Source organism: uncultured Peptoniphilus sp. (assembly GCF_946998875.1).
Lineage (GTDB): Bacteria > Bacillota > Clostridia > Tissierellales > Peptoniphilaceae > Peptoniphilus_A.
On sequence record NZ_CAMQAY010000011.1, the window covers coordinates 1 to 24,824 of the forward strand.

Consider the following 24,824-nt stretch of genomic DNA (forward strand, 5'->3'; position numbering starts at 1 on the left):
CTGTGATTCTATTACGAATCTTTTTATCTTCACACTATTTAATTATCATGTTTCACTGCTACTTTTTTAAGTAGCTTATTTATTATAACTTCTTAAAAATTCTTTGTCAAGTAAAATTTACAATTTTTTATTTTATTTTACTCTCTTTTTAAGAAGGTTGTCTCAAGAGACAACTTGTATAGTATACAATGGTTTTTATAGGCTGTCAACATTTATTTTAAATTTTTTATAAATTTTTCTAGCTCTTTGTTTGGACTAATTTCATTTGCCTTTTCCAGGTATTTTATTCCCTTTTCTAGGTCTTTTTTGTTCAAATATAGGATCCCTAAATTGTAGTTTAAGGGATAGGAATTTTCTATTTCAGATAGTCCCATCTCTAAAATTTCTATGGCATCTTCGAATTTATTTTTAGATGCATAAAGTGTTGACAGTAAATTTACATTTTCTTCTAGTGCTTTTTTCTCAATTGATATTTTTGCAAATTCTTCTGCCCCTTCTAGGTCTCCTAGATTATAGTGTGTGATGGCTAGGGCATAATAGAACTTTTCATCCTTATTAAAGTTTTCAGAGATGTCCCTCAATAAGTTTAGAGCCTTATCGTATTCTCCGTAGGATAAATAGGTCTTTGCTGAGTCAAAGTTCACGCTGTCTCTTATTGTTTCCATTTCTCTTCTGACTTCGTCCTTTAATTCTTCGCTATCTGATAGTTTTATGAATTTTTCAAAGTACATGTTTGCCTTGATGTATTTTTGTAGGGACAAGTTGATGTAGGCAAGTCTGTAATAGGCTAGGCTGTAATTTTCATCTTCATTTAAGACCTCGTTGTATTTTTTTATAATGATATTTAGTAATTTGTCTGCCTTTTCGTAGTCATCTTCTAATTCTAATTTGTTGTAAATGGACTCCAATATATTTGCTTCTTTAAAAATTATGTCGGCGTCCCTTCCCTTTACTTCTTCATAGCCCCTTAAGAAGATATAGGAATCCAAGGGTTCTTCTTGATTTATATATGCCTTGTGCATGGCATAATTTTTTAAATCTATTTCTAATTTTTTTAGGACTTTTCTGTATTTCTCTGCAAATTTAAAATCAGGGTCAATTCCCAAGAGATAGAGCATTGCCTCTACAATTTTTTCTAAATTTATCTCTTCTTCTAATTCTTTTTCTTTTATTCCTTCTATAAGATAGTCTAGTTTTATGGGAAGTGAGAAACCAGATGGAAGTACAAGTTCCCCAAGTCTATAATCTTCTTTTAAATCTATAAAAACTATATTTTTTAATTTTTTGTTCAATTCTTCTTTAAAAAGATTTTCCATTAAATTTCCTCTTTTTTCTAATTCTTATTTGACAATACAATAAATGCTAGCAGATAAAAAATATGTCTTAAGCTTTACTTCATCATGACCACCATGGAATTTAGACCATAGGTTTTGCCTTCTCTTCTTGCCGAATGAAGCTTTAAGTTGTTGTAGGTTGACTCCTCTGATATGTCTATGTTTTTCTCTTCTATTCCTCCATCTAATAAAAGCTCTTTATTTACATCAACCATGGAAAGGTGCCAAGTTCCCCCGATTTTTTTAAAAAATTTACCTCTGTTTTTAAAATCCTTAAATTCCTCGTAGACTTCTTCGCCAACTTCATAATTTTCTATATCAATACTCGGTCCAATATAGGCGATTATATCCTTTGGGTCTGATTTAAATTCCCTTTTCATTTTATCAAGGGCTTTTGCTGGAATTTTCTTTTTTGCTCCCCTCCAGCCAGAGTGAATTATGGAAAGAACTTCTTTCTTTTTATCGTAAAGAACTATGGGAGTGCAGTCGGCAAATTTTAAGAGCAGAGCTATGTTTTTCTTATTAGTTACAAGTCCGTCTGTGTCCTTAAAATTTCTGCCGTAGATAAATTTATCTCCATTTTCCCCGTCACAGTAGGCAATTTTATCTGTGTGAGTTTGGATGCATGAGTAAATTTCATTAGGATTTATGTCAAGTCTCTTTAATATATCTTTAACATAGTCCTTAACTTTTTCTCCCTCTTTTGCATAGGATAGAGAGTACTCCATTCCACTTATGAGATTTATTATCCCATTCTTTTCTAAAAATTCGGATTTCATCTTATTTTTCCAAGTCGATGTTTAGTAAAATTGGGGCGTGATCTTGCCTTTCTCCAGAGTCCACCATCTTTGAATCTTTAACTAGGTTCTTTATTCTGTCGCTGACTAAAAAGTAGTCAATTCTCCAGCCAGAGTTATTTATCTTTGATGTCTTAATTCTTTGTGCCCACCAAGTGTAGGCTCCTTCAATGTCTCCATTAATATGTCTAAAGCTATCAATAAAACCTCTATTTAGCAAGTTCGTAAATCCCTCTCTCTCCTCATCAGTAAAGCCAGCAGACATGTGATTGTTTTCTGGGTGAGCTAGGTCAATTTCTTTGTGAGCTACATTAAAGTCTCCAGTGGCAACGACAGGTTTTATCTTGTCAAGTTCTTCTAGGTAGTCTGCATACTTCTCATCCCAAATTTGTCTTAGGGGAAGCCTCTTTAATTCATTGCCGGCATTAGGTGTATAAACTTGAGTGAAGAAAAAATCTTCAAATTCAAGAGTAAGTATTCTCCCCTCAAAGTCCATAGTATCTGGCGCTCCAATTTTTGGAAAAGTCGCAAGAGGCATAAGACCCTTCTTATAAAAAGTCATGTTACCTGCGTAACCCTTGCGAGCTGGTTCACAAGATGAAACCCAAACATAATCATAGTCGCTGAAGTCTTCTGCCAATATTTCCTTGTGCTTCTTGCTAGGTCCATTGTGTGGTAGCTTTGTCTCTTGGATTGCAATTATGTCTGGATCTTCATTTTTTATTGTCGCAAGCACTGCTCTTGACATGAGTGCCCTAGAGGAGTCGCTAGTCAAAGCTGCGTTTAAAGAATCTATATTCCAGGATATTATTTTCATTTTTTCCTCCTATTTTTATAAATTTTATTTTTATATCTTTACCTTAAATCCTATCAAATAGAAAAATTTCTATCAATTAAATTTTAAATTTATTTTATTTTTATTGCTAGCAAAATTTTTCATTTAAAAAAAGACCTGAACTAGTCAAGTCTTTTAGTCAATAAATTTTTATAGTTCGCCCATATAGGCTCTCTTTCTTCTTGTTGAACCAACTAAAATCCTATAGAGGTTACCCCTAAAGATTGCATAGACAGCAGTGATGATGCTGGCTATTAAAACTTTTATATTGTAAGGATCTATTGGTTTCAAATAGGATAGTCCCGTCATTATATTTTCTCCAAGAGGAATATCTACAATTGAATTTGATGAAATCATCATGGCAAAGTCAAAGCCAAGAAGGTGAAGTATGCCAAGATAAATCAAAAATGGTATAGTCCAAAGGAGAAAATTTTCCTTCATAAATTCAAGTGAGTGAGTGTAAGCTGATGTGTAATACTCTCCCCTTATATAAATTGATTCAGCAATTGGATTAATGGCAAGAGCGATTACTGCTCCCACAAGAGTTGTTGCACCCATGACTCCACCTAGGGCTGGCATCAAAAAGGAAATTATCATAAGGATAAAATACACTGAATAAATTGATGCAAAATAAGCCATAAAAGTTTTTGAAAAATTCCTAAAACTAATTCTGTTGTAGTAAATCAAATCACTTAAAACAGAAAAGTAGCTTGAAAGAATTAGAGATGTCAAAAGTGGAGTTACAAATCCCATTAAACCTCCAAGAAACATTCCAAGGAAGTTTCCAATAAAGAAAAATCCCAAAGTGTAAATTATTCCATATATAAAAGGAAAAATTAAAAATTGTGGGGCCTTCTTTATTTTTAAAAGTGTGTCCTGTCCTGCCTTTTTATAAACTAATTGTAAGTCTTCAAAAAAATTCATCTCATCACATCTTTTCTGGTGCTTTGATTCCAAGTAAGTCAAGTCCACTTGCTATTACATTTTTAACTGCGAAGCAAAGCATAAGTCTTGTATTTTTTAATTTTTCATCATCAACTAAAATTTGTGTTTGATTGTAAAATTTGTTGAAGTTCTTTGCAAGTTCAACTGTGTATCTTGTGATAAAGTAAGGTTCATTCTTTTCACAAGCATCAATTACAACATTGGTGAAGTTGTAAAGACTTCTTATAATATTAATTTCACTTTCTTCTGTAAGAAGGCTTGCGTCAATTTCATTATTTATGTCAAAGTCGCCCTTCTTTAATAGGGAGCAAATTCTTGCGTGAACATATTGCACATAAGGTCCAGTTTCTCCTTCAAAGGAAAGAGTTTTGTCCCAGTTAAAAGTGTAGTCCTTGATTCTTCCGTTGAATAATTCTTGGAATTTTATGGCGCCAATGCCAACTACCTCAGCAAGTTCTTCCTTGTTTTCCATTTTTTGACCTTGTTCTTTTTCTCTATCGTCAAGAATTTCACGAACCTTATCAATTGCCCTATTAAGAACATCTTCAAGATAGACAACTTTACCCCTTCTAGTTGAAAGAGTTCCATCTTCAAGAGAAACCATGCCGAAGGCAACATGATTTATCTTGTCCCAAAAGTCTTCTCCCATTTCCTTTAAAACTGCACGAAGTTGTTTAAAGTGAAGAGATTGTTGTGTTGCAACAACATAAATAATTTGGTCTGGATTGTAATTTTCTTCCCTATATTTTGCAGCAGCTATGTCTCTTGTCAAATAAATTGAAGTGCCATCAGATTTTACAACAATTGCTGGTGGAAGATCATACTTATCAAGATTTATAATTTCAGCACCTTCTGATTCTTCCAACAAGTTTTTATCTCTAATTTCCTTTATTACTTCAGGTAACATATCAGAGTAGAAGGATTCTCCGTTGTAGGAATCAAAGTGAATGTCAAGCATGTCGTAAACTCTGTTAAATTCCTTTAGAGAAATCTCTCTAAACCACTTCCAAATTTTTACAGCTTCTTCATTTTTATTTTCAAGTTCCTTAAACCAGTAACGACATTCTTCTTTTACTTCTGCATCTTCTTCACAAACTTCATTTACCTTTACATATAGTTTCAAAAGTTCAGGAATTGGGTCATTTTCAATTTCTTCCTTGTTACCCCATGTCTTGTAGGCATAGATTAACATACCAAATTGAGTTCCGTAGTCTCCCAAATGATTTACTGCCACTGTATTATAGCCCAAGAAATTAAAAATCCTTTTTAGGGAATCTCCAATAACAGTGGACCTAATGTGACCAATGTGGAAAGGCTTAGCAATATTTGTAGAAGAATAATCTAGGACAATATTTTTTCCCTTTCCTATATCTGACTTGCCAAAATTTTCTTTTTTGCTCACAGTTTCCTTTAAAATTTCTTCTGTCAAAAGACTTTTGTTGATGTAAAAATTTAAGTAGGCATTTTTGTTTTCAACTTTTTCAAAATATTTTGACTTAATTTCTCCGGCAAGTTCTTCTGCAATCATGGCAGGATTTTTTCTGTAAATTTTTGCCAAGCTAAAAACTGGAAAGGCAAAGTCACCAAGTTCATAATTTGGTGGCACTTCTACCATTTTGTCAATTTCTTCTGCCTTTAAACTTTCGATTTTTTCATCAAGTATTTTTATTATTTCTTCTCTAAAATTTATCATCTTGACTCCTTACTTTAAGGTTACGACACTTACTCCGTCGCCACCTTCATTGTACTCTGCATCTTTAAAAGATTTTACTATTTTTATATTTCTAAAATGTTCTCTAAGTTTTTGTCTAAGGACACCTGTGCCCTTTCCATGAATTATTCTAACTGATTTTAGTCCAGAAAGATAGGCATCATCTAAATATTTATCAACAATATCTCTGGCATCTTCAAAATTTTTTCCTCTAATGTCAATTTCACTTTTAACATTAGATGCCTTGTTTCTCAAAATATTTCTCGTGTTGTGCTTTGTAGTGTCCTCTTGCACATCAATTCTCGTCAAACTTTCCTTTGGCATCTTCATTTTCATAATGCCCGACTGGACAAGGACATTGCCCTTATTATCAGGCAGTTCCACTACTGTTGCCATGTTTCCAAGAGAGGTCCTCACCTTGTCGCCAACTTTTATTTCCCTAATTGGGTTGGAAACTTTTTTGATTTCAAGTTCAGAATCACTTCTGGAATTTTTTAGACTTTCACGCAAGAGGTCTTGTGCCTCTTGAATTCTCTTTGAGTTTTCAGAGCTTATATTGTCCCTAACTTCATTTATTTCAGATAAAATAATATCCACATTTTCTCTTGTGTTTAATAGAAGCCTTTTTGCTTCTTCACGAGATTTCTCTAAAATCTTTTCTTTTTGGTCTTCCAAATTTTTTATCTTTGTTTGAAGTCTCTTATTTTCCTTTTCTAAGTCAAGCTTTTCTCTCTCAAGCTCTTCCTTGTATTCTCTTATCTTAGTCCTATCCTTGTCAATAGATTTAAGGACATCTTCAAATTCAATATTTTCAGACGACAAAAGTTTTTTTGATTTCTCAATTATTTCATCAGGAAGTCCCAAGCGTCTTGAAATTTCAAAGGCGTTAGATTTTCCTGGGACGCCAATTAAAAGTCTATAAGTTGGTGAAAGAGTGTCAACATCAAACTCCATACTTGCATTGGCAACGCCATCTGTTGTGAGGGCATAGACCTTTAACTGATTGTAGTGAGTTGTAGACATGCACCTGATATTTTTCTCTAACATAAATTCCATTATTGCCCTTGCCAGCGCTGCCCCTTCTGTTGGGTCAGTGCCTGCACCAAGTTCGTCAAAGAGAACCAGAGAATTTCTTGTCACATTTTTTAAGATGTAAACAATATTTACCATGTGAGATGAAAAAGTTGAGAGGGACTGCTCAATTGATTGCTCGTCGCCTATGTCTGCAAAAACTTTTTCGAAAACTGCAATCTCTGAAGTTTCTTCTGCTGGAATAAGTAGTCCGTACTGAGTCATAAGGGATAAGAGTCCAACAGTCTTTAAACTTACAGTCTTACCACCAGTGTTTGGTCCAGTGATAATTAGTGATGTAAAATCTATTCCAAGATTTATGTCAATGGGAACTGCAATTTTTCTGTCTAAGAAAGGATGGTAGGCATTTATCAAATTAATTCTGCCTTCATTATTTAGCCTTGGCATATTTGCATGATATTCTATGGCAAGTTTCGCCTTGGCAAAGATAAAGTCCAGCTCAATTAATTTGTCTTGATTTGACTTTATATCTTCAGCAGATTCTGCAAGGAGTTCTGAAAGCTCTCTAAGTATTTTTTCGATTTCAAGATTTTCTTTTATATAAAGTTCCTTGAGCTCGTTATTGGCATCAACAACTGCCATGGGTTCAATGTAGGCTGTTTGTCCTGAGCCAGAAATGTCGTGAACAAGACCCTTAACTCTGGATTTGTTTTCGATTTTTACTGGCACAACATATCTGCCATCACGAAGAGTTACAAGGGCATCTTGCAAAAAGTCTGCATGAGAAGATAAAATTCCATTTAATTTATTTTTTATGGAATCCTTTTTTGCCGCAATTCCTCTTCTAATTCTCAAGAGTTCACGAGAAGCGTCGTCGGCAATTTCTTCTTCAGAAATAATTTTTGAATTAATTTCATCTTCAAGGCTCTTTTCAGTGTAAAGATCTTCGATTAACTTGTTGATGTAATTTAATTTTATTTCTTCCTCTCTGTTGGAATCCCTCTTTAAATAAGTTTTAAGACCCCTTGAAACTCTTAAAAAGTCAGAAACCTTTAAAAGAGATCCGGCGGAAAGAGCTCCGCCAATTTCCACACGCTTGATAATACTTTTTATGTCAACTATGCCAAAAAGTTGTGGCTCTCCCTTTGCCAAAACTAATTTTAGGGCTTCGTTGGTCTCGTTTAGCCTTTCTTTTATCTCAAAAAAGTCTGTAGAAATCTCCACGCCCTCGATGTATTCATTTGTAATACTTGCACTTGCAAGGTTTTTAAGTTCAGCTAAAACTTTGTCAAACTCCAAAGTTTTCGACGCTCTCTTAAAAGAATTATCCACTGACAATCCCCCTATTAATATGTCCCTTAGTCACCTGTTGGTACTTGTTTTCTAATTTCTTTTTTATCTTTTTAAAGTCATCTTCCTTGTAATTTTTGTATAATTTTACAACATCATCTGTAAATTCATCTGCCAAGATGAGAAGGTTCACCTTGTTTTCTAGGAGTTTATTTACATATCCGTCCAGTAAAATTGGATAAGAATTAAAAATTTCCGTAAAAGTATTTTGTCTTAGGACTTCAAAGTCCACATTTTTCTCATCTCTCAAGAGATAATTTTTATACTTGCAAGTCGGACAGTTTTTCTCGTCCTTGCAATTTTTTATGACAGAGAAGGGACAGTGCTTCATAGTCATAACTGGCACTCTGCCGTAGGAAATCACATTTATCTCAGCATCATTCTTGTTAATAATTTTTTGAATTTGCCCGGAATTTAATTCTGGCGAAAGTGTAATAGACTTTAAGCCTAAATTACATAAAAAGTCTGAAGTGACTTTATTAAAAACATTTAGACCAATGTCGCCATTTATTTCAAGACTGTCATCCTTAAAAATATGATATTCCGAAAGATTATTTACCCAAATTCCCCTGACATTTTGATTTTTTAAAATATATTCCCTTAAATTTTCCAGTTCATAGTAGGAATAAAACTTGTCGAGATAAATTGAAACTTCTCGATTTTTATGTTTTTTATTAAATTTTTCTAAGTCCTTGGCGCGAATTATTATCTCATCAATATCTTTTAAAGAAGATTTTTCCAAGTCCTTAAATTTATTGAAAAATACTTTAATTTTACTTTTTTTATCTTTATTTTTCTTTTCAAAATTTTTATTTTCTAAATTATTTTCTATTTCAAACCTATCAATTGAGCCCTCTAAAATTCTATTTTCTAAAATTTTTGTGGCTTCTCTTCTAAGTTCATTGATGGCAGAAATTGGCAGGAAGGCATTGTCGTCTAAATCAAGGTCAATATTTTTTACACGGAAAATACTGTCTCCCGTCTTAGAAATATTTTCAATGACTCTTTCTCTATCTAGTCCAGATTTTTTTGCCACTTCAACCACTCTATCAAGTTCAAAATTTGTAGATAAGTCCCCAGTTTTTACCTTAATAAGAGGTCTTTCGCCAATTTTTATCCTTAAATCTATATCTAATTCTCTTTTGTAGTCAAAATTTTCAATTTTTTCATCAACTTTTTCATAAAGTTTTTTTGAAAAAGTTCTATTTATTTTAGAATTTAAAATTGGAGCCTTAAATAAATTTATCTCATGAGGAATATTTGCCTCATAGAAGGAATTTGACCTCATTCCAAATCTTCCACTGCTAGAAATAAATTCTAGACCGTCGCCCTCAAATACATCTTCATCAAAAATTACTTTCGCAGAGTTTTTTGTCGCCCCAAGAACTTTTCCAACTTCAACGCCTCTGTTGTCAGGTCTATCAGATGATATGAAGTCATTTCCAAAGTCGCCATTAAAAAGTCCCTTGGTAAAGCCTCTGTTAAAAACTTGCTCTGTATCATTTTTATCCTCTAAAGTTAGTTTGCCTTCCAAGGATTTTTTGTAGGATGACACAACTGTGTAGACATATTCTGGGTTTTTCATTCGCCCTTCAATTTTTAAGGAGTAGCCACCAGAATTTATTATTTTTGCCACGTCATCTAGGGTGTTTAAGTCCTTTGGAGAAATATAGTAAAGTCTCTTTCCAATTTTATTTCCATCAAAATCTAAAATTTCATATGACTTCCTGCAAGCTTGGGCACACTCTCCGCGATTGCCAGACTTGCCACCTATCATAGAAGACATGAGGCACTCGCCAGAGTAACAAACGCATAGGGCTCCGTGAATAAAGGTCTCCACATCAATGTCTAGCTCCCTAATTTTTTCTAGTTCAAAAAGAGGAGTTTCACGAGCAAGAACTACTCTTGTAAAACCCATGTCCTTTAAAAATTTTGCTCCGTAAAAATTATTTACTGCCATTTGAGTTGATGCATGAACTTCAAAATCTGGGAAGTTCTTTCGGATTTCCCAAGCTATACCTAAATCTTGTAAGATAAGTGCGTCAACTCCAATTTCATAAAGCATCTTCACCCTATCCATGGCTCTTTTTATTTCAAAATCAGCAATTAAAATGTTAAAGGTAATATAAATTTTTACGCCTCTTAGGTGAGCGTAGTTAATTGCTTCCATTAACTCTTCCTTGTCGAAGTTTTTTGCCTTAGCCCTGGCGGAAAATTCGTCATAGCCCAAATAAACAGCATTAGCACCTGCCGATACAGCAGCCCTTAGGGCAGCCATATCACCAGCAGGTGCTAGGAGTTCATATTTACTTTTCTTCATAAAGACTTTCCAGTTCTCTTGTCAAATCAATTATTCTTCTCGATGCATTGTTGTTTTTTTCTTCTAGTGTGGAAATATTTCCTTCAAGTTTTTGAATTTCTTCTTTTAAATCAGTAATTTCTTTATTTTTTTCAAGAAGATCTCTATTTACTTTCCTATTTCTGTCCTCTACATCAAGAGTTTTCTGTTGAAGTTCTCTGAAATTTGTATTTACTTTTTTATTTTCTTCTTCAAAAATTGAAAGTTGCTTCTTTAAATCTTTAATTTCTTCCATTTTTTCGATGATTTCTTTTTTGTCATCGTCTAAATTTGCCAAGTCATTCCTGTCAGACTTCATCTTTTCAAAATCATCTAAAAGGTTTAAGGCGCAGAGCACAAGAGTCTGCACTTGATTCAATTTAAAATTACTCTTTGCAGTTTCCTTGATCTTCATGTCAAGATCTGCTGCAAGCTCTTTAATGTAATCTTCCTTGTCATTACCCTTGACATAAAATTTCATGTCGTCAATAGTGACTTCGATTCTCTTTGTATCGGACATAATAGCCTCCTTAGGATCTTAGTTTAGCTTTAATTTCGCTTTCAATCTCAGCAACTATTTTTTCACAAATTTCTGTAACTTCAGCATCTTCAAGAGTTCTGTCGGCTGCTCTAAATACAAGTGAGAAGGCTACAGATTTCTTTCCTTCTTCTATATTTTCACCTTGGTAAATGTCAAACACCTTAAAGGATTCCAAAAGTTCTTTGCCATATTTTTTAGAGATCTTTTCAAGTTCAACTGAGTCAATATCTCTATCCATAACAAAGGCAAAGTCCCTCTTCATAGTTGGGTACTTAGGAAGTTCTTTGTAAGTGTAATTGCCAATAGTGTTTTCAACAATTTTGTCAAAGTCAAGTTCTGCTACATAGGCCTTTTTCTTTAAACCATAATTTTCAAGAACCTTTGGATGAACTTCTCCTAAGACGCCAAGGCTTTCGCCCTTTAAAATAAATTCAGCTGACCTACCTGGGTGCAAGAAGCTAACTTCCTTTCTTCTAACTTCAAGGTCTTCAATGCCAAGATACCACAAGAGCTTTTCAATAGATTCCTTTAAATAATAAAAATCTCCTAAATCATAAAAGCCCATTGTTAGTTTTAACTTTTCGGCAGGTAACTCACCATCTGTTGGGAAGAAGGTATTTCCAATTTCAAATCCGCCAACATTTTCGTTGCCCCTAACATAGTTTTTGGCAAGGGCATCAATCATAGAAGGCACAATAGTTGTCCTCATAATTGAATAATCTTCTCCAAGTGGATTTAAAATTCTTATAATATTTTTTTCATCTTCTTTATAATTTGCCTTTTCATAAGAAGATGGGCTGACAAAGGAGTAAGTCATAAATTCAGAGTAACCAAGACCAATTAAAAGATTTTTGATTCTGTCTTCAACATTTCTAAATCTTGGCTTTCTTCCTACAGTTAATGTTCCCTTTAATTTCTTAGGTTCTACATTGTCGTAGCCATATATTCTTGCAACTTCTTCTATTAAATCTTCTTCGATGCCAAGGTCAAGTCTCACGCTTGGGATTTTTGCAAGAAGATAATCTTCTTTGACTTCAGTTTCAATTTCAAGTCTATTTAAAATATTTTTAACTTCATCTATTGTAAAGTCCACGCCAATTAAGTCATTAACTTTTTCTAGTCTTAATTTTATTTCTTTTGGAGCCTTATCAAAATCTCCCACATCTTTACTTCCGCCAACAACTTCAGCAATGCCTAACATTTCTGCAAGTTGGCAAACTCTATCAACAGCAGTCTTGGCAAGATTTGGGTCGATTCCCTTTTCAAATCTTGAAGAAGCTTCACTTCTAAGGTTAAGTCTTCTTGAAGTCTTTCTGATGTTTTCTTTGTTGAAGTTTGCACCTTCTAAAAGTACATTTACAGTTTTTTCTGTAATTTCAGAATCAAGTCCGCCCATTATTCCTGCTAGTCCTATTATTTCACTGCCGTCAGTGATTAAAATGTCGTCACTTGTAAGTTTTCTTGTTTCGCCATCGAGAGTTACAGTTTCTTCGCCATCTTTTGCCATTCTAACCACAATTTTTTTGTTCTTTAGGCTGTCTAAATCAAAGGCATGAAGAGGCTGACCGTACTCAAGCATTACAAAGTTTGTTAAATCAACTATATTTGAAATTGGTCTAACTCCTGCTTGCATAAGATAAGCTTGTATCCAAAGTGGAGATGGCCCAATCTTTATATTTTTAAGGATTTTTGAATAATATCTATTGCAGTTTTCAGTTTCGATAACTATATCGTCAAAATGATCAGAAAAATCATCTACTTCATTTTCTATTTTAATTTCATTGTGCTTAGTCTTTAAATCAAAGGATGCAGCAGTTTCTACAGCCATGCCCATTATGCTAAGACAGTCAGGTCTATTTGGAGTGATTTCAAGTTCCAAAATGTCGCTATCCATGAAGAGAGTTTCCAAAGCAGACTTTCCAATTTCAGTTCCTTCTGGGAAGATAAAAATACCATTTCTCGCTTCCTTAGGAATAACTGAATTGTCAAAGCCAAGTTCTTCAAGAGAACAAAGCATTCCATTGGATTCAACTCCACGAAGTTTTCCCTTTTTAATCTTTACGCCACCAGCAACAGTAGAGCCGTGAAGGGCAACAGGAACTATGGCGCCTTCAAAAACATTTGGTGCACCAGTTACAATTTGTAAAACTTCGTCACCCACATTTACAGAGCAAATAACAAGCTTGTCTGCGTCGGGATGCTTTTCTATTTTTTCAATTTTTCCAACTACAATTTTATCTAAACCTTCTGATGGAATAATAACAGATTCAACATGGGAACCAGAATTAGAAAGTCCATCTGCAAGTTTTTTTACATCAAAATCGAAATCAACATAATCTTTAAGCCATTTAATCGGTAATAACATTTCTATCTCCTTAAAATTGTTCCAAGAACTTCTTGTTGTTTTCAAACATCATTCTAATATCTGTGATCTTGTATCTAACCATTGCAATTCTGTCGATACCCATACCAAAGGCAAAGCCAGAATATTTTTCAGGGTCAATGCCACAGTTTCTAAGAACATTAGGGTGAACCATTCCACATCCCAATAATTCCATTGACCATCCAGTATAGGCACAAGCCTTGCAACCCTTGCCTCCACAAGATGGACAAGTAGTGTCAACTTCAAGACTTGGTTCAGTAAATGGGAAGTAGTGAGGTCTAAATCTAGTCTTCATGTCTTCGCCAAAGAAGGACTTAACAAAATAATTTAAAGTGTCAATTAAATTTGCAACAGAAATCTTTTCATCTACAACAAGACCTTCAAGTTGGTGGAACATTGGTGAGTGAGTAGCATCAACTTCGTCAGACCTAAAAACTCTACCAGAACATATCATGCGAATTGGAGCGCCATGTTCCTTCATTGCCCTAATTTGAACAGGAGAAGTTTGCGACCTAAGAATTGTATTTTTGTCAAAATAAAAAGTATCAGACATATCTCTTGAAGGGTGGTCCTTTGGAGCATTTAAAAGATCAAAGTTATTTTCCACAGTTTCGATTTCTGGACCATCGTAAACAGTAAAGCCCATATGTGTAAATAAATCTTCAAGATCCTCAAGAGTTTTCTTTAGAGGATGTCTATGTCCCAAGATAAGTTCGTCAGTCTTTAAAGTGACATCAATTCTTTCCTCGTGAAGTTTTTCTTCCAAAATTTTGTCATTGATTTCATTTTTCTTTTCCTCAATTGACTTTTCAATAGCTTCACGCACTTCGTTGGCAAGAGCGCCCATAACAGGTCTTTCCTCATTAGAAAGATCCTTCATACCCTTTAGGATTTGAGTAAGCTCGCCCTTTTTGCCTAAGTATTTAACCTTTAATTCATCTATTTCTTTAATTGTGTTAACTTCATTTAAAAGTTTCATGGATTCATCTTTGATTCCAAGTAATTTTTCTTTCATGTTGACCTCCAATTCATAATATATAATTATATCATAGTTATAAAATTTTTTTAAATAAATTCAATAGAAATTCCCATTTTATCAAGGGGTAGAGTTGAAAAATGAAAAATTTAATAGATATTCTATAAAATTTTAACAATTGAATTTCTCGGGAAATCGTTATACAATTAAATTAAGAAATATTATTAAACTATAAAGTTTAAAATATTCAAATTTAAAGGAGGTTTTTGCAATGGCAAAAAAAATCAAAGGTGAAGACGGAAAAATTTATGTAGAAAAGAAGCCTTTTTACAAAAGAGTTTGGTTTATTTTATTAGTAGTAATTGTAATTATATTTGCTGTAATGCCTAAGGGTGATAAATCAAAGGATTCTACAAAAAACGCCGCTGAAACAAGTACAAAACAAATTACATATACACCAGTTGACGCTGGCAAAATGTTGTCTGATTTAGACTCAAATGCTCTAAATGCAGAAAAAACTTATAAGGATAAGGACTTCGAAATAACTGGAAAAGTTTATGTAATAGATAGTTCTGGAAAGTACATTGGAATAGATGGAGTTGATTCTGATTTAACTATTACAGGAATAACTTGTTACTTGCAAAATGATGAACAAAAAGATGTAGTTGCCAGCATCTCAAAGGGCTCTACTGTTGTTGTAAGAGGTCATGTAACAGATGTTGGAGAAGTCTTAGGCTATAATTTAAACATTGATGAAATCGAAGCTAAATAAAATATAATATTATACATTCAAAAAAATCCTTGATTGCTGTAATAAGTAATCAAGGTTTTTTAATGGCATAAAAAAACTGACTGCAAATGCAATCAGTAATTGGCAGGGGTAGCAGGACTCGAACCCACGACACTTGGTTTTGGAGACCAATGTTCTACCAACTGAACTATACCCCTAGGACAAGTTATATCTTAACAAAGAAAGCATGAATTGTAAAGTTATTTTTATATTTTGTAAATTTTTCCTTGCAAAAAAATGTGCTGGAAAATTTCCAACACATTTCTCTTATTTGTTTAAATTTTTCTCAACTTGTTTAAAAGTTTCTTCTAAAGTACCTGAGTTGTCAATTATGACATCTGCTTTTTTTCTCTTCTCTTCAACAGAAATTTGCGAATTTATTTTTTTCTCTGCATAGTCCCTAGAAATTCCGTCTCTATCCATGAGCCTTCTTATCTGTGTTTGCCTATCAACATAGACAAGCCAAATCTCGTCAAAATCAAGTCCATACTTTTTATTTATATCTTCATTTTCAAAGAGAAGGGGTATGTCAATAAATACAAGCTCCTCTTTCCCCTCAGTCTCCTTATTTATTTTTTTATATATTTCTGGATGCATTATGCCATTTAGTTTTTGACGATGAATTTTATTTGCAAAAATAATTTCAGCCAATTTTTTTCTGTCAAGCTCGCCATTGATGTAAAGGTCGTCGCCAAATACTTTTTTGATTTTGTTTTTTACAGACTTACAATTTGCCACATCTCTTGCTATTAAATCTGCATCAACTACCTTTATGCTCTTGTCCTTTAAATACTTTGAGACCTGGGACTTTCCCGTTGCAATTGAGCCTGTTAGACCAATGATTTTACTTTGACTCATAGAGATTTGCCCCAGTGTTCATGTCCACAGAAAGTTTTACATTTAAGTCAACGGAATTTTCCATTAAGTCCTTCATGATTTTTTTAACTTCTTCCACTTCATCTTCTGCAGCGTCAACTACAAGCTCGTCGTGAATTTGAATTATAAGTTTGGACTTTAACTTTCTCTTTTTTAATTCATTGTAAACTTTTACCATGGCAATTTTTATAATATCTGCTGCAGAACCTTGGATTGGCGTGTTAAGGGCAATTCTCTCGCCAAAACTTCTAATGTTAAAATTCTTTGCACTAAGCTCAGGAATATATCTTCTTCTCTTGAAAATCGTCTCAACATAACCCTTCTTCTTGCCTTCTTCAATTTCCTTTGACATATAATTTTTTATTCCCACAAAGTGTCCCAAATAGTTGTCGATGTATTCCTTGGCAGCCTTCCTTGGTATGTTTAGGTTTTGTGAAAGTCCGTAGTCAGAAATTCCATAAACTATTCCAAAGTTTACAGCCTTTGCCTCAGACCTTTGAAGGCTGGTCACATCGTCATAAGCAACATGGAAAACTTCTGATGCAGTTTTTCTGTGAATGTCTAAGCCATGTTTGAAGGCATCAAGCATTTCCTTATCCTTTGAAAGTGCAGCTAGAACTCGAAGTTCAATTTGTGAATAATCGGCGTCAACTAAAACTGAATTTTTTGATGCCAAAAATGCCTTTCTAATTAATCTTCCCTCTTCAGTTTTTATTGGAATGTTTTGAAGGTTTGGCTCTGTAGAAGAAATTCTTCCCGTTGCTGTCACTGTTTGCATAAAGCTTGAGTGAATGCGGTTGGTCTTTTTGTTTATAACAGCTTTTAGTCCGTCAATGTAAGTTGATTTTAACTTAGAAAATTTTCTGTAGTCTAAGATATTGTCAATAATTTCTCCCTTGCCACGAAGCTTTTCCAAAACATCGGCAGAAGTTGAGTAGCCAGTTTTTGTCTTTTTAATAACTGGAAAGTCCATCTTCTCAAATAAAATCACACCCAATTGCTTTGGCGAATTGATGTTAAACTCCTCGTCAGCTTCTCTATAAATTTCTTCTTCCAAATCCTTTAGCTTTAAAGTAATTTTCTCGTCAATTTCATCGAGAACAGCCTCATCAGTGTTGATGCCCACATATTCCATAGAGGCAAGGACTTCAACTAGAGGTAGCTCCATGTCCTTGTAAAGAGAAGTCATCTCTTCTTCATCAATTTTTTCTCTTTGGAGCCCTTCCAATTTGTAAATTGTGTTTAGCATAAAGGCAAAATATTTAAAAAGGTCATCTTTTTCAAGGTCAGCATAAGTTTTTTTCTTTGCCCCCTTGCCTAAGAGGTCTTCCTCATCCATGTAACCATTTTTAAAGTAGTCCATGGAAATTTTATTTATGTCGTAATCACTCTTTGTGGAATTTAAAATATATTCTGCAATAACTACATCGTGGCAGTAATTCTTTATGTCCATGCCAAGATCCATTAAGACGATTATGTCTTCCTTTAAAGCATAGCCAAGTTTTTCTATGCCTTCATCTTCCATTATTTTCTTTAAATTTTTGAAATCAATATTTTCCCAAGAAATGAAATTAACATCTTCACCAGGAACTTTTAGGGCAAGATAAATTGGCTTTACGCCCTCATAAATTTTGCCATCAGAAATAAATTTAAAGGCAAGGGACTTTTTCTCCTCAATTTTTTCTACAAGTTCTTCTAGGTTTTTTATTTCCTTAAATTTAAAATTATCCTCTGAGATTTCTTCCACTTCTTCCTTTTGGTATTCCTTTGGAAGTCTTAAAAGCATGGAATTAAACTCAAAGTCACGATACATCTTTGAAAGACTTTCATAATCGTAGTCCACTTTTTTGAAATCATCTAAAGACTCTTCAATTGGCACATCCTTTACAATTGTTCCCAATTTTTTGCTCATAAAGGCAGACATTTTGCCGTCAATTAATTTCTCCTTTAGCTTTTTGGCCGTAACATTTTCAATATTGTCGTAAAGATTTTCAATGTTTTTAAACTCTTTAATTAATTTAAGTCCAGTTTTTTCTCCAATGCCATAAATTCCTGGAATATTGTCAGATTGGTCCCCCATAAGTGCCTTTAAATCAATAAATTCATGAGGCTCAAGGCCATAATCTTCCCTTAGGCTCTCAACTGTTATGATGTCCATTTCAGTTATGCCCTTGCGAGTTAAAAGGACCTTTGTCTTGTCATTTACAAGTTGGAAATAATCCTTGTCGCCAGTTAAAAGATAAGTTTCAAAATTTTCTTGGCTGGCAAGTTTTGAAAGAGTGCCTGCAATGTCATCTGCTTCATAAACTGGTGATTCCAAAATTTTTATATTCATGTGTTTTAAAATGTCACGAACAAGTGGCCATTGTTGCTCAAGTTCATTGGGAGTCTTTTGCCTAGTGCCCTTGTAGTCCTTGTAAATGTCTGACCTAAAAGTTTTGCCCTTCATGTCAAAACAAACTGCAAGGTGACTTGGTTTTATTTTCTCGATGGCATTTTCCACCATCATGACAAAGCCGTAAATTGCATTTGTGTAAAGACCTCTTTTAGTTTTTAAAAGAGGAAGAGCATAAAAAGCCCTGAAAAAAAGTGAACTTCCATCTATAATTAAAAATTTATTTTCCATAAAAACCCTCCTTACTACATTATAACAGAGTTTAAAAGAAAAAATTTGCAAATAAAAATCCCTAATAATTTTATTTGGAGAATCAAAACTCTTTAAATAATATATAATTTTTTTCATAAGAATTTTCATCTACAGCAAATATGAAAAATTCATAAATACTTGTTTTGTTGATGATTGCAAGGAAAAAGGATATAATATAGGCATGAATAGAAATTTGTTAGATACTTTAAAATATGAAAAAAACAATAAAATAAGTGGTGGAATTTATCATAAATTACAAGTTGAATTTACTTATAATTCTAATCATATTGAGGGAAGTAAATTAAGTGAAGAGCAAACTAGACTAATTTTTGAAACTAATACAATTGGTCTTGATGATGCTAATAGTTCTTTAAATGTTGACGATATAATTGAAACCCTAAATCACTTTCAAGCTATTGATAAAATTATTGACTTATATGATGAAGCTTTAACAGAAGAATTTATTAAAAATCTTCACAAAATGTTAAAGTCTGGAACAAGTGATTCAAAAAAAGACTGGTTTAATCTTGGAGAATATAAGGCATATCCCAATGAAGTTGGTGGTTATGAGACAAGTTTACCAGAAGATGTAGCTTATGAGATGAAAAAACTTTTGGACTCCTACCATAAAAAGGAAGAAAAAACCATGGACGATATAATTGACTTTCACTATAATTTTGAAAAAATTCACCCCTTTCAAGATGGCAACGGCAGAGTTGGAAGATTAATTATTTTTAAGGAATGCCTAAAAAATAATATTGTACCCTTTATTATTAGTGAAAATTTAAAGTTTTTCTATTATAGAGGGCTTTCAAATTATAAAAAAGAAAAGGGATTTTTAGTTGAGACTTGCTTGTCGGCACAAGATAGGTTTAAAACTTACTTAGATTATTTTAAAATTTCATACGATAAATAATAAATTATTAAGGAGGGCAACCTCCTTTTTTTGTGAAAAAATTTCGCTAAATTTAAAAATTTGCAAATAAAAATCCCCAAGTGAAATAAATTCATTTTGGGGATTTAAAAATTTTAAATTTTATCTTTCAGAATATTCAGCTTTTAAAGATTTGCCCTTGATTTTTTTGCCGTCAAGATCTCTTATGGCATCATTAATCATATTTTTTGGAATTTCTACAAAAGTGAAGCTTGGCATAATGTTAATCTTTCCAATTTCCTTTGGGGAGACATTGGTGTACTTGTCCACAAGTCTAATTATCTCGCGAGAGTCAATGCCATCTCTCTTGCCCTTGTTGATGAAAATCTTTGGTCCCTTAATCTTTTTGATTTCCTTATTCTTTTTGCCACTGCTATCTCTCTTAGCTCCATCTTTTCTATCAGCTCTATTCATCTCAAACTTTTTGCCATAGTCAACTTTATCAAGCTCAGTGATTTTTTTATTTTTTGAAGACTCATTTACCAGCCTTAAAAGTGATGCAGAGATGTCGTAAAGACTGTAGCCCTTGGATAAAAGTTTATTTAAAACTTCAGTGTAGTCAGTGTTGTCTTCAGCCTTTAAAATATTAGTGCTAACCTTGTTAAATAAATTTTCCATACTTTCTTTTTCAACATCATATTTAGTTGGAAGATTCATTTTTTCCATCTTTATCTTGGCATACTTTTCAATTTCTCTAAATTTTGAATAGTCCTTGTTAGTAACAAAAGTAAAGGACACTCCCTTTTTGCCAGCTCTTGCAGTACGACCAATTCTGTGGACATAATACTCAGCTTGTTGTGGCAAATCGTAGTTAAAAACAATGTCGATGTCAGAAACATCAAGACCACGAGCAGCAACATCAGTTGCAATTAAAATGTCTATAGTATTATTTCTAAACTTTTTCATGACATTGTCTCTTGAAGACTGACGCATATCGCCGTGAAGTGAATCAACCTTGTAGCCCTTTTGCGCAATCTCAACTTCTAAGCTCTCAACCATTCTCTTAGTGTTGCAGAAAATAATTGCCTTCTTTGGCTTGTTGATTAATAAGAGTCTATTTAAAATTTCAGTTTTCATATTTCTATTTAATTCCAAATAGTATTGCTTAATTTTTTCTGCAGTAAGCTCCTTCTTCTCGATGATAACTTTCTTTGGATTATTTTGATAAAGTTTTGAAAATTCCTTTATCTCATTGTCAAAAGTTGCAGAGAAAAATAAAGTTTGCCTGTCATCATTTGTCTTTTCGATTATAGTCTTCATGTCATCCCTAAAGCCCATGTCGAACATCTCGTCTGCCTCATCAAGAATCAAAAATTTTAAACTGGATAAATCAATAGTCTTCCTCTTCATGTGGTCCATTACCCTACCTGGAGTGCCGACTACAATGCTGGCACCACTTTTTAATTCTCTAAGCTGTTTTCTCATGTCTGCACCACCGTAAATGGCAACAACTTTTATAAATTTTTTATGTTTTGAAAGTTTTTTAAGTTCTTCAGAAACTTGTCTTGCAAGTTCTCTTGTTGGGACCAAGACAAGTCCCTGCAAAGTTTCATAATTATTGTCCTGGATTTTTTCAATCATGGGTATGCCAAAGGAAGCAGTCTTGCCTGTACCAGTTTGAGCTTGCGCAAGCAGATCGTGACCATCTAAAATTTCAGGAATAGTGCCCTCCTGTACTTCCGATGGATTTACAAAACCCATTTCCTCAATCGCCTGCAAAACTTCCCTAGATAAATTTAATTCGTTAAATCTCAATATATTCTCCTAATCTATTTTGAACAAAAAAATAGACCGAGATTCACTCGGTCCTCAAGTTCTTTCCTTAGGCATTATAACACATAAGCTGCAAAAAAAATTCCTTATCAAAAAATATTTAAGAAATTTTTATAAAAATAAATTGCAAAAAATTATTTTACTAGCTCTCCCTTATACTTTATAATTCCACCCTTAAGGTTTATGGCATTGTAGCCCAGTTCATTTAGGTAAGATGCCACTTCATAAGATCTTCTGCCACTTCTGCAGAGGATATAAATTTCTCTGTCTTTTGGGATTTTGTTTAAGTTATTTGGCACTGTCATCATAGGGATGTGAACTGCCCCTTTTATTGTTCCCGTCTCAAATACTTCTTCATCTTCACGCACATCTATGATAAAGGCATCACTAATCTTATCAATATCATTTACATTTATCTCTTTCATTTTTCACCACTTATCTTTTATAAAAAAAGACCCCGAAGGGTCTATTATTGAAATAATTATTTTACTGCGATAGCTTCGATTTCGATTAAAGCTTTCTTTGGAAGGTTAGCTACTTCAACACATGATCTTGCTGGTTTGTGTTCTGTAAAATATTCTGCATAAACTTCATTTACTGCTGCAAAATCATTTACATCGTCTAAGAAAATATTTACTTTAAGAACCTTGTCCAAGCTTGATCCTGCTTCTTCTAAGATTGCCTTGATGTTGTCAAGACTTCTTGCAGTTGCCTTTTTGATGTCGTCAGATACAAGTTCTCCAGTTTCAGGTACTAGTGGAATTTGTCCTGATGTGAAAATAAATCCGTTAACTTCTGTTGCTTGTGAATAAGGACCTACTGCTGCAGGTGCTTTGTCAGTGTGTAGTGTTTTAACCATTATTATTCCTCCTCATTTTCATGATCATGGTTTTTATTGTCGCTATCTTCCCACAATCTTTCGAGATTATAATATTCTCTCTCATCCTTGTGGAATACATGTACTATTATATCACCAAAATCTAAAATTATCCATCTACTTGAATTTTTGCCTTCAGTGTTCATAGGCTCTTCGCCTTGTTCTGAAAGTTTTTCGTCAATTTCCCTAGCAAGGGCATCTACTTGTGCTGAGGAGTTTCCACTTACGATTACAAAATAATCTGCGATGGAAGTCATGCCCCCTATGTCCAAAACTTTTGTATCGATTCCCTTTTTTGATTCACAAGATTTTAAAATAATATCTAATTTTTCTTCTACTGTCATTTTGCCTCCTATTTGAAATTATATTCTAAAAGCATTACATTTATTTTTTTCTCGTCTGGAATGAAATAAGAAATTCCACCTATATATTTTGGGCTGCCTGGAAGTGTATTTGTTGTTATGTCCTCTGTGCCTATGCTACGCATATTGGCTGCCACCTTAATAAGTTTTTTTACTGGAATATTATTTTCAGAGTAGTTTACATAAGAGCCTATGAGGAAGGGTGCCTTTAATAAAGTCTTTGGCTCCTTCATCTTAGATAAAAGTGACGCCATAAATTGTTGCTGTGCCTTTACTCTGCCAAGGTCTGCGTCCTTATAGCCCTTTCTAAATCTTAAAAATCCAATGGCATCGTAGCCATTAAGTGTTTGTGTCCCTTCTTTTATATCAATTGTCAGAGGTGGATCTGCTGTTGGGTCTTCATACTTCATGTCCATGGGCACATCAACTGTAACTCCGCCAATTTTATCCACTACATCTTCTACAAATCTATAGTCCACTGTGACATAATATTTTATATCTGTACCAAGAAGGTTATTTACAGTGTCAAGAGTGAGCTCACTTCCTCCATACTTAAAGGAGTGGTTGATTTTTGTCTTTTTGTAACCCTTAATCTTTGTGTAAGTGTCCCTTGGTATTGAAATTATATTTACCTTTTTGCTCTTGCCATCTACATTTACTACCATAATTGTATCTGACCTGGCATTATCTGCTTTTTTTGAGTCAAGAGAGTCCACTCCAAGCATTAAAAATTGAAGATTTTCTCCATCTTGGTCAAGCTTGCCGTCGTCTTCATTTCCTAGAAAATAAAAGTATCCTGCCACGCCAGCTAGCGCCAAAACTAAAACCACTATAATTGTTGTGACAAAGGCTTTAAAAAAAGTTTTCAAGTATCCATCTCCTTATAAAAATTTCTAGCTATAACTGTGGTTGGTACAATGTAAAAGTCACGCTCAACTAAAAATCTTAGGGTGTTATTTAGGGCGAAATACATGGCAGCGTCTAAATCATTATTTGCAAGTTCCCTTGCCCTTTCTACGCCGTCAAAATTTCTCATAGGCTCAATATAATCTGCCAAAAAAATTATTTTTTCAAGGTCAGACATATTAGCTCTGCCAGTTGTGTGATAAGTAATGGCATTTAAAATGTCCTCATCATCTATGCCATAAAATTCTCTTGCAAAGAGGGCTCCAAGATAAGAGTGTATAATTTGCGGAGCTTTCAGCATCTCCTTAGTTAGGAGAAGATTATTTTCCTTCGCTGTTTTAATTAGTTCTTCTTTATCTTTTATTTTTGCACAGTCATGTAAGAAGCCAGCAATTTCTGCCTTTTCCACATCTACATGGTGAATCTTTGCCAGCTTTATGGCTGTGTCTTTTACCCTAATCGTGTGAAGAAATCTCTTTTCGCCAATTCTCTCACGAATTTCTTTCTCATACTTTTCTATATCATAGGTCATCTTTATAAAACCCGCTTTCCTTAATATAATTCACAACTTCTTCAGGAATTAAATATCTAACAGATTTTTTTTCTTTAATTCTTTCTCTAAGTTCCGTTGAAGAAATTTCGTAGAGTGGTGTGTGAATAATTTCCACACTGGTGCCATAATTATCTCGCAAAAATTTTACTTCTCTATTTATCTCTTCTATATCTATATATTTTGGTCTCAGTGCCACAACAAAATCAATTTCCTTTGAAAGTTCTTCTATTTTTTTCCAAGTTTTAAGTTGGAAAAGTGTGTCCAGACCAATTAAGAAAAATAGTTTTTCTTCTTTATAAATTTTTTTAAGCTCTATAACTGTATCAACAGTGTAGGATAATTTTACCCTCTTAGTTTCAATGTCAGAGATTTCAAAATTTGGGTTTGACTCAATGGCGAGCTTTACCATGTCATACCTGTCCTCTGCCGAAACATCAAGGTCCTTATGAGGAGGATTGCCTGTCGGTATAAAAATAATTTTGTCGAGTCCAAGCTCTTCCTTTAAATATTCACAAATCATAAGATGACCGTAGTGAATGGGGTTAAAAGTTCCTCCAAAAATTCCATATTTTTTCATTACAATTCTATTTTTTTATTTTCCTTAGATTCTCTATAAATTGTAAGTTTCTTGCCAATTTTTTGCACAAATTCTGCCCCAGTTTTTTCTAATATTTCGTCAACAATTTCGTCAACTTCTACGGGTGCATTTTGCAAAACTTTTATCTTTACAAGTTCGTGATCCTCTAAAAGTTTATCTATTTGATTTAAAAAGCCTTCATTTATGCCATCTTTTCCCAGTTGGATAAGTGGGTCCATATTGTGGGCAAGGCTCTTTAAATATGATCTTTCTTTTCCTGTTAACAT

22 protein-coding genes and 1 tRNA gene are annotated in these 24,824 nt (G+C 33.6%); 2 read left to right on the top strand and 21 right to left on the bottom strand.

Annotation, left to right across the window (positions count from 1 at the left end):
* Positions 1-212 precede the first annotated feature (212 nt).
* The 10 genes from Q0U74_RS04630 to pheS form a co-directional block, all read right to left on the bottom strand.
* Entirely contained in the window at positions 213-1,316 is a 1,104-nt protein-coding gene (locus tag Q0U74_RS04630) for a lipopolysaccharide assembly protein LapB (RefSeq protein WP_297392942.1), read from the bottom strand.
* Between the two features lie 74 nt (positions 1,317-1,390).
* Positions 1,391-2,113 (bottom strand): peptidoglycan editing factor PgeF, encoded by a 723-nt coding sequence (gene pgeF, locus Q0U74_RS04635; RefSeq protein ID WP_297392943.1) that lies wholly within the window; start codon positions 2,111-2,113, stop codon positions 1,391-1,393.
* Position 2,114: 1 nt separating this feature from the next.
* A complete protein-coding gene (locus Q0U74_RS04640) occupies positions 2,115-2,948 on the bottom strand; it encodes an exodeoxyribonuclease III (RefSeq protein WP_297392944.1) in 834 nt (277 codons plus the stop codon).
* Between the two features lie 168 nt (positions 2,949-3,116).
* A complete protein-coding gene (locus Q0U74_RS04645; protein WP_297392946.1) occupies positions 3,117-3,719 on the bottom strand; it encodes a hypothetical protein in 603 nt (200 codons plus the stop codon).
* 175 nt (positions 3,720-3,894) lie between these two features.
* On the bottom strand, positions 3,895-5,604 hold the full coding sequence (gene argS, locus Q0U74_RS04650; RefSeq protein WP_297392947.1) for an arginine--tRNA ligase: 1,710 nt from the start codon (positions 5,602-5,604) through the stop codon (positions 3,895-3,897).
* Positions 5,605-5,613: 9 nt separating this feature from the next.
* Positions 5,614-7,986, bottom strand: coding sequence for an endonuclease MutS2 (locus Q0U74_RS04655; protein WP_297392948.1), 2,373 nt, complete (start codon positions 7,984-7,986; stop codon positions 5,614-5,616).
* Positions 7,979-10,324 carry a U32 family peptidase gene (locus tag Q0U74_RS04660; protein WP_297392949.1) on the bottom strand — a complete coding sequence of 782 codons (2,346 nt, stop codon included), beginning with the start codon at positions 10,322-10,324 and terminating at the stop codon, positions 7,979-7,981. The genes Q0U74_RS04655 and Q0U74_RS04660 overlap by 8 nt, the downstream gene beginning before the upstream one ends.
* On the bottom strand, positions 10,311-10,862 hold the full coding sequence (gene zapA / locus Q0U74_RS04665) for a cell division protein ZapA (protein WP_297392950.1): 552 nt from the start codon (positions 10,860-10,862) through the stop codon (positions 10,311-10,313). Before zapA ends, Q0U74_RS04660 begins: the two co-directional genes overlap by 14 nt.
* A 10-nt stretch (positions 10,863-10,872) precedes the next feature.
* Entirely contained in the window at positions 10,873-13,248 is a 2,376-nt protein-coding gene (pheT, locus tag Q0U74_RS04670) for a phenylalanine--tRNA ligase subunit beta (protein WP_297392951.1), read from the bottom strand.
* 10 nt (positions 13,249-13,258) lie between these two features.
* Entirely contained in the window at positions 13,259-14,281 is a 1,023-nt protein-coding gene (gene pheS, locus Q0U74_RS04675; protein ID WP_019125808.1) for a phenylalanine--tRNA ligase subunit alpha, read from the bottom strand.
* 232 nt (positions 14,282-14,513) lie between these two features.
* Here pheS and Q0U74_RS04680 point away from each other — a divergent pair, with 232 nt between their 5' ends.
* On the top strand, positions 14,514-15,014 hold the full coding sequence (locus Q0U74_RS04680) for an OB-fold protein (RefSeq protein WP_297392952.1): 501 nt from the start codon (positions 14,514-14,516) through the stop codon (positions 15,012-15,014).
* Positions 15,015-15,114: 100 nt separating this feature from the next.
* On the opposite strand, the gene Q0U74_RS04685 is transcribed toward Q0U74_RS04680, so the two are convergent.
* The 3 genes from Q0U74_RS04685 to polA form a co-directional block, all read right to left on the bottom strand.
* Positions 15,115-15,190 (bottom strand) — tRNA-Trp (locus Q0U74_RS04685).
* Positions 15,191-15,299: 109 nt separating this feature from the next.
* Positions 15,300-15,890, bottom strand: coding sequence for a dephospho-CoA kinase (gene coaE / locus Q0U74_RS04690; RefSeq protein WP_297392953.1), 591 nt, complete (start codon positions 15,888-15,890; stop codon positions 15,300-15,302).
* Complete coding sequence (gene polA, locus Q0U74_RS04695; protein WP_297392954.1) at positions 15,877-18,534, bottom strand: DNA polymerase I; 2,658 nt, start codon at positions 18,532-18,534, stop codon at positions 15,877-15,879. The genes coaE and polA overlap by 14 nt, the downstream gene beginning before the upstream one ends.
* Before the next feature lie 202 nt (positions 18,535-18,736).
* Between polA and Q0U74_RS04700 the strand changes: the two genes are divergently transcribed.
* On the top strand, positions 18,737-19,471 hold the full coding sequence (locus tag Q0U74_RS04700) for a Fic family protein (protein ID WP_297392955.1): 735 nt from the start codon (positions 18,737-18,739) through the stop codon (positions 19,469-19,471).
* Positions 19,472-19,591: 120 nt separating this feature from the next.
* On the opposite strand, the gene Q0U74_RS04705 is transcribed toward Q0U74_RS04700, so the two are convergent.
* The 8 genes from Q0U74_RS04705 to yhbY form a co-directional block, all read right to left on the bottom strand.
* Positions 19,592-21,244 (bottom strand): DEAD/DEAH box helicase, encoded by a 1,653-nt coding sequence (locus Q0U74_RS04705; RefSeq protein WP_297392956.1) that lies wholly within the window; start codon positions 21,242-21,244, stop codon positions 19,592-19,594.
* 152 nt (positions 21,245-21,396) lie between these two features.
* Positions 21,397-21,687 carry a rhodanese-like domain-containing protein gene (locus Q0U74_RS04710; RefSeq protein WP_297392957.1) on the bottom strand — a complete coding sequence of 97 codons (291 nt, stop codon included), beginning with the start codon at positions 21,685-21,687 and terminating at the stop codon, positions 21,397-21,399.
* 56 nt (positions 21,688-21,743) lie between these two features.
* Positions 21,744-22,121: a RidA family protein gene (locus Q0U74_RS04715; protein ID WP_019125817.1), complete on the bottom strand. Its 378-nt coding sequence runs from the start codon at positions 22,119-22,121 to the stop codon at positions 21,744-21,746.
* A gap of 2 nt (positions 22,122-22,123) precedes the next feature.
* Positions 22,124-22,483 carry a ribosome silencing factor gene (gene rsfS, locus Q0U74_RS04720; protein ID WP_297392958.1) on the bottom strand — a complete coding sequence of 120 codons (360 nt, stop codon included), beginning with the start codon at positions 22,481-22,483 and terminating at the stop codon, positions 22,124-22,126.
* An 8-nt stretch (positions 22,484-22,491) separates the two neighbouring features.
* Positions 22,492-23,370 carry an LCP family protein gene (locus tag Q0U74_RS04725; protein ID WP_297392959.1) on the bottom strand — a complete coding sequence of 293 codons (879 nt, stop codon included), beginning with the start codon at positions 23,368-23,370 and terminating at the stop codon, positions 22,492-22,494.
* Positions 23,367-23,939: a bis(5'-nucleosyl)-tetraphosphatase (symmetrical) YqeK gene (gene yqeK / locus Q0U74_RS04730; RefSeq protein WP_297392960.1), complete on the bottom strand. Its 573-nt coding sequence runs from the start codon at positions 23,937-23,939 to the stop codon at positions 23,367-23,369. The genes Q0U74_RS04725 and yqeK overlap by 4 nt, the downstream gene beginning before the upstream one ends.
* On the bottom strand, positions 23,929-24,537 hold the full coding sequence (gene nadD, locus Q0U74_RS04735; protein WP_297392961.1) for a nicotinate-nucleotide adenylyltransferase: 609 nt from the start codon (positions 24,535-24,537) through the stop codon (positions 23,929-23,931). Before nadD ends, yqeK begins: the two co-directional genes overlap by 11 nt.
* The gene (gene yhbY / locus Q0U74_RS04740) at positions 24,537-24,824 is read right to left on the bottom strand and encodes a ribosome assembly RNA-binding protein YhbY (protein ID WP_297392962.1); all 288 of its coding nucleotides are present in this window, start codon (positions 24,822-24,824) and stop codon (positions 24,537-24,539) included. Before yhbY ends, nadD begins: the two co-directional genes overlap by 1 nt.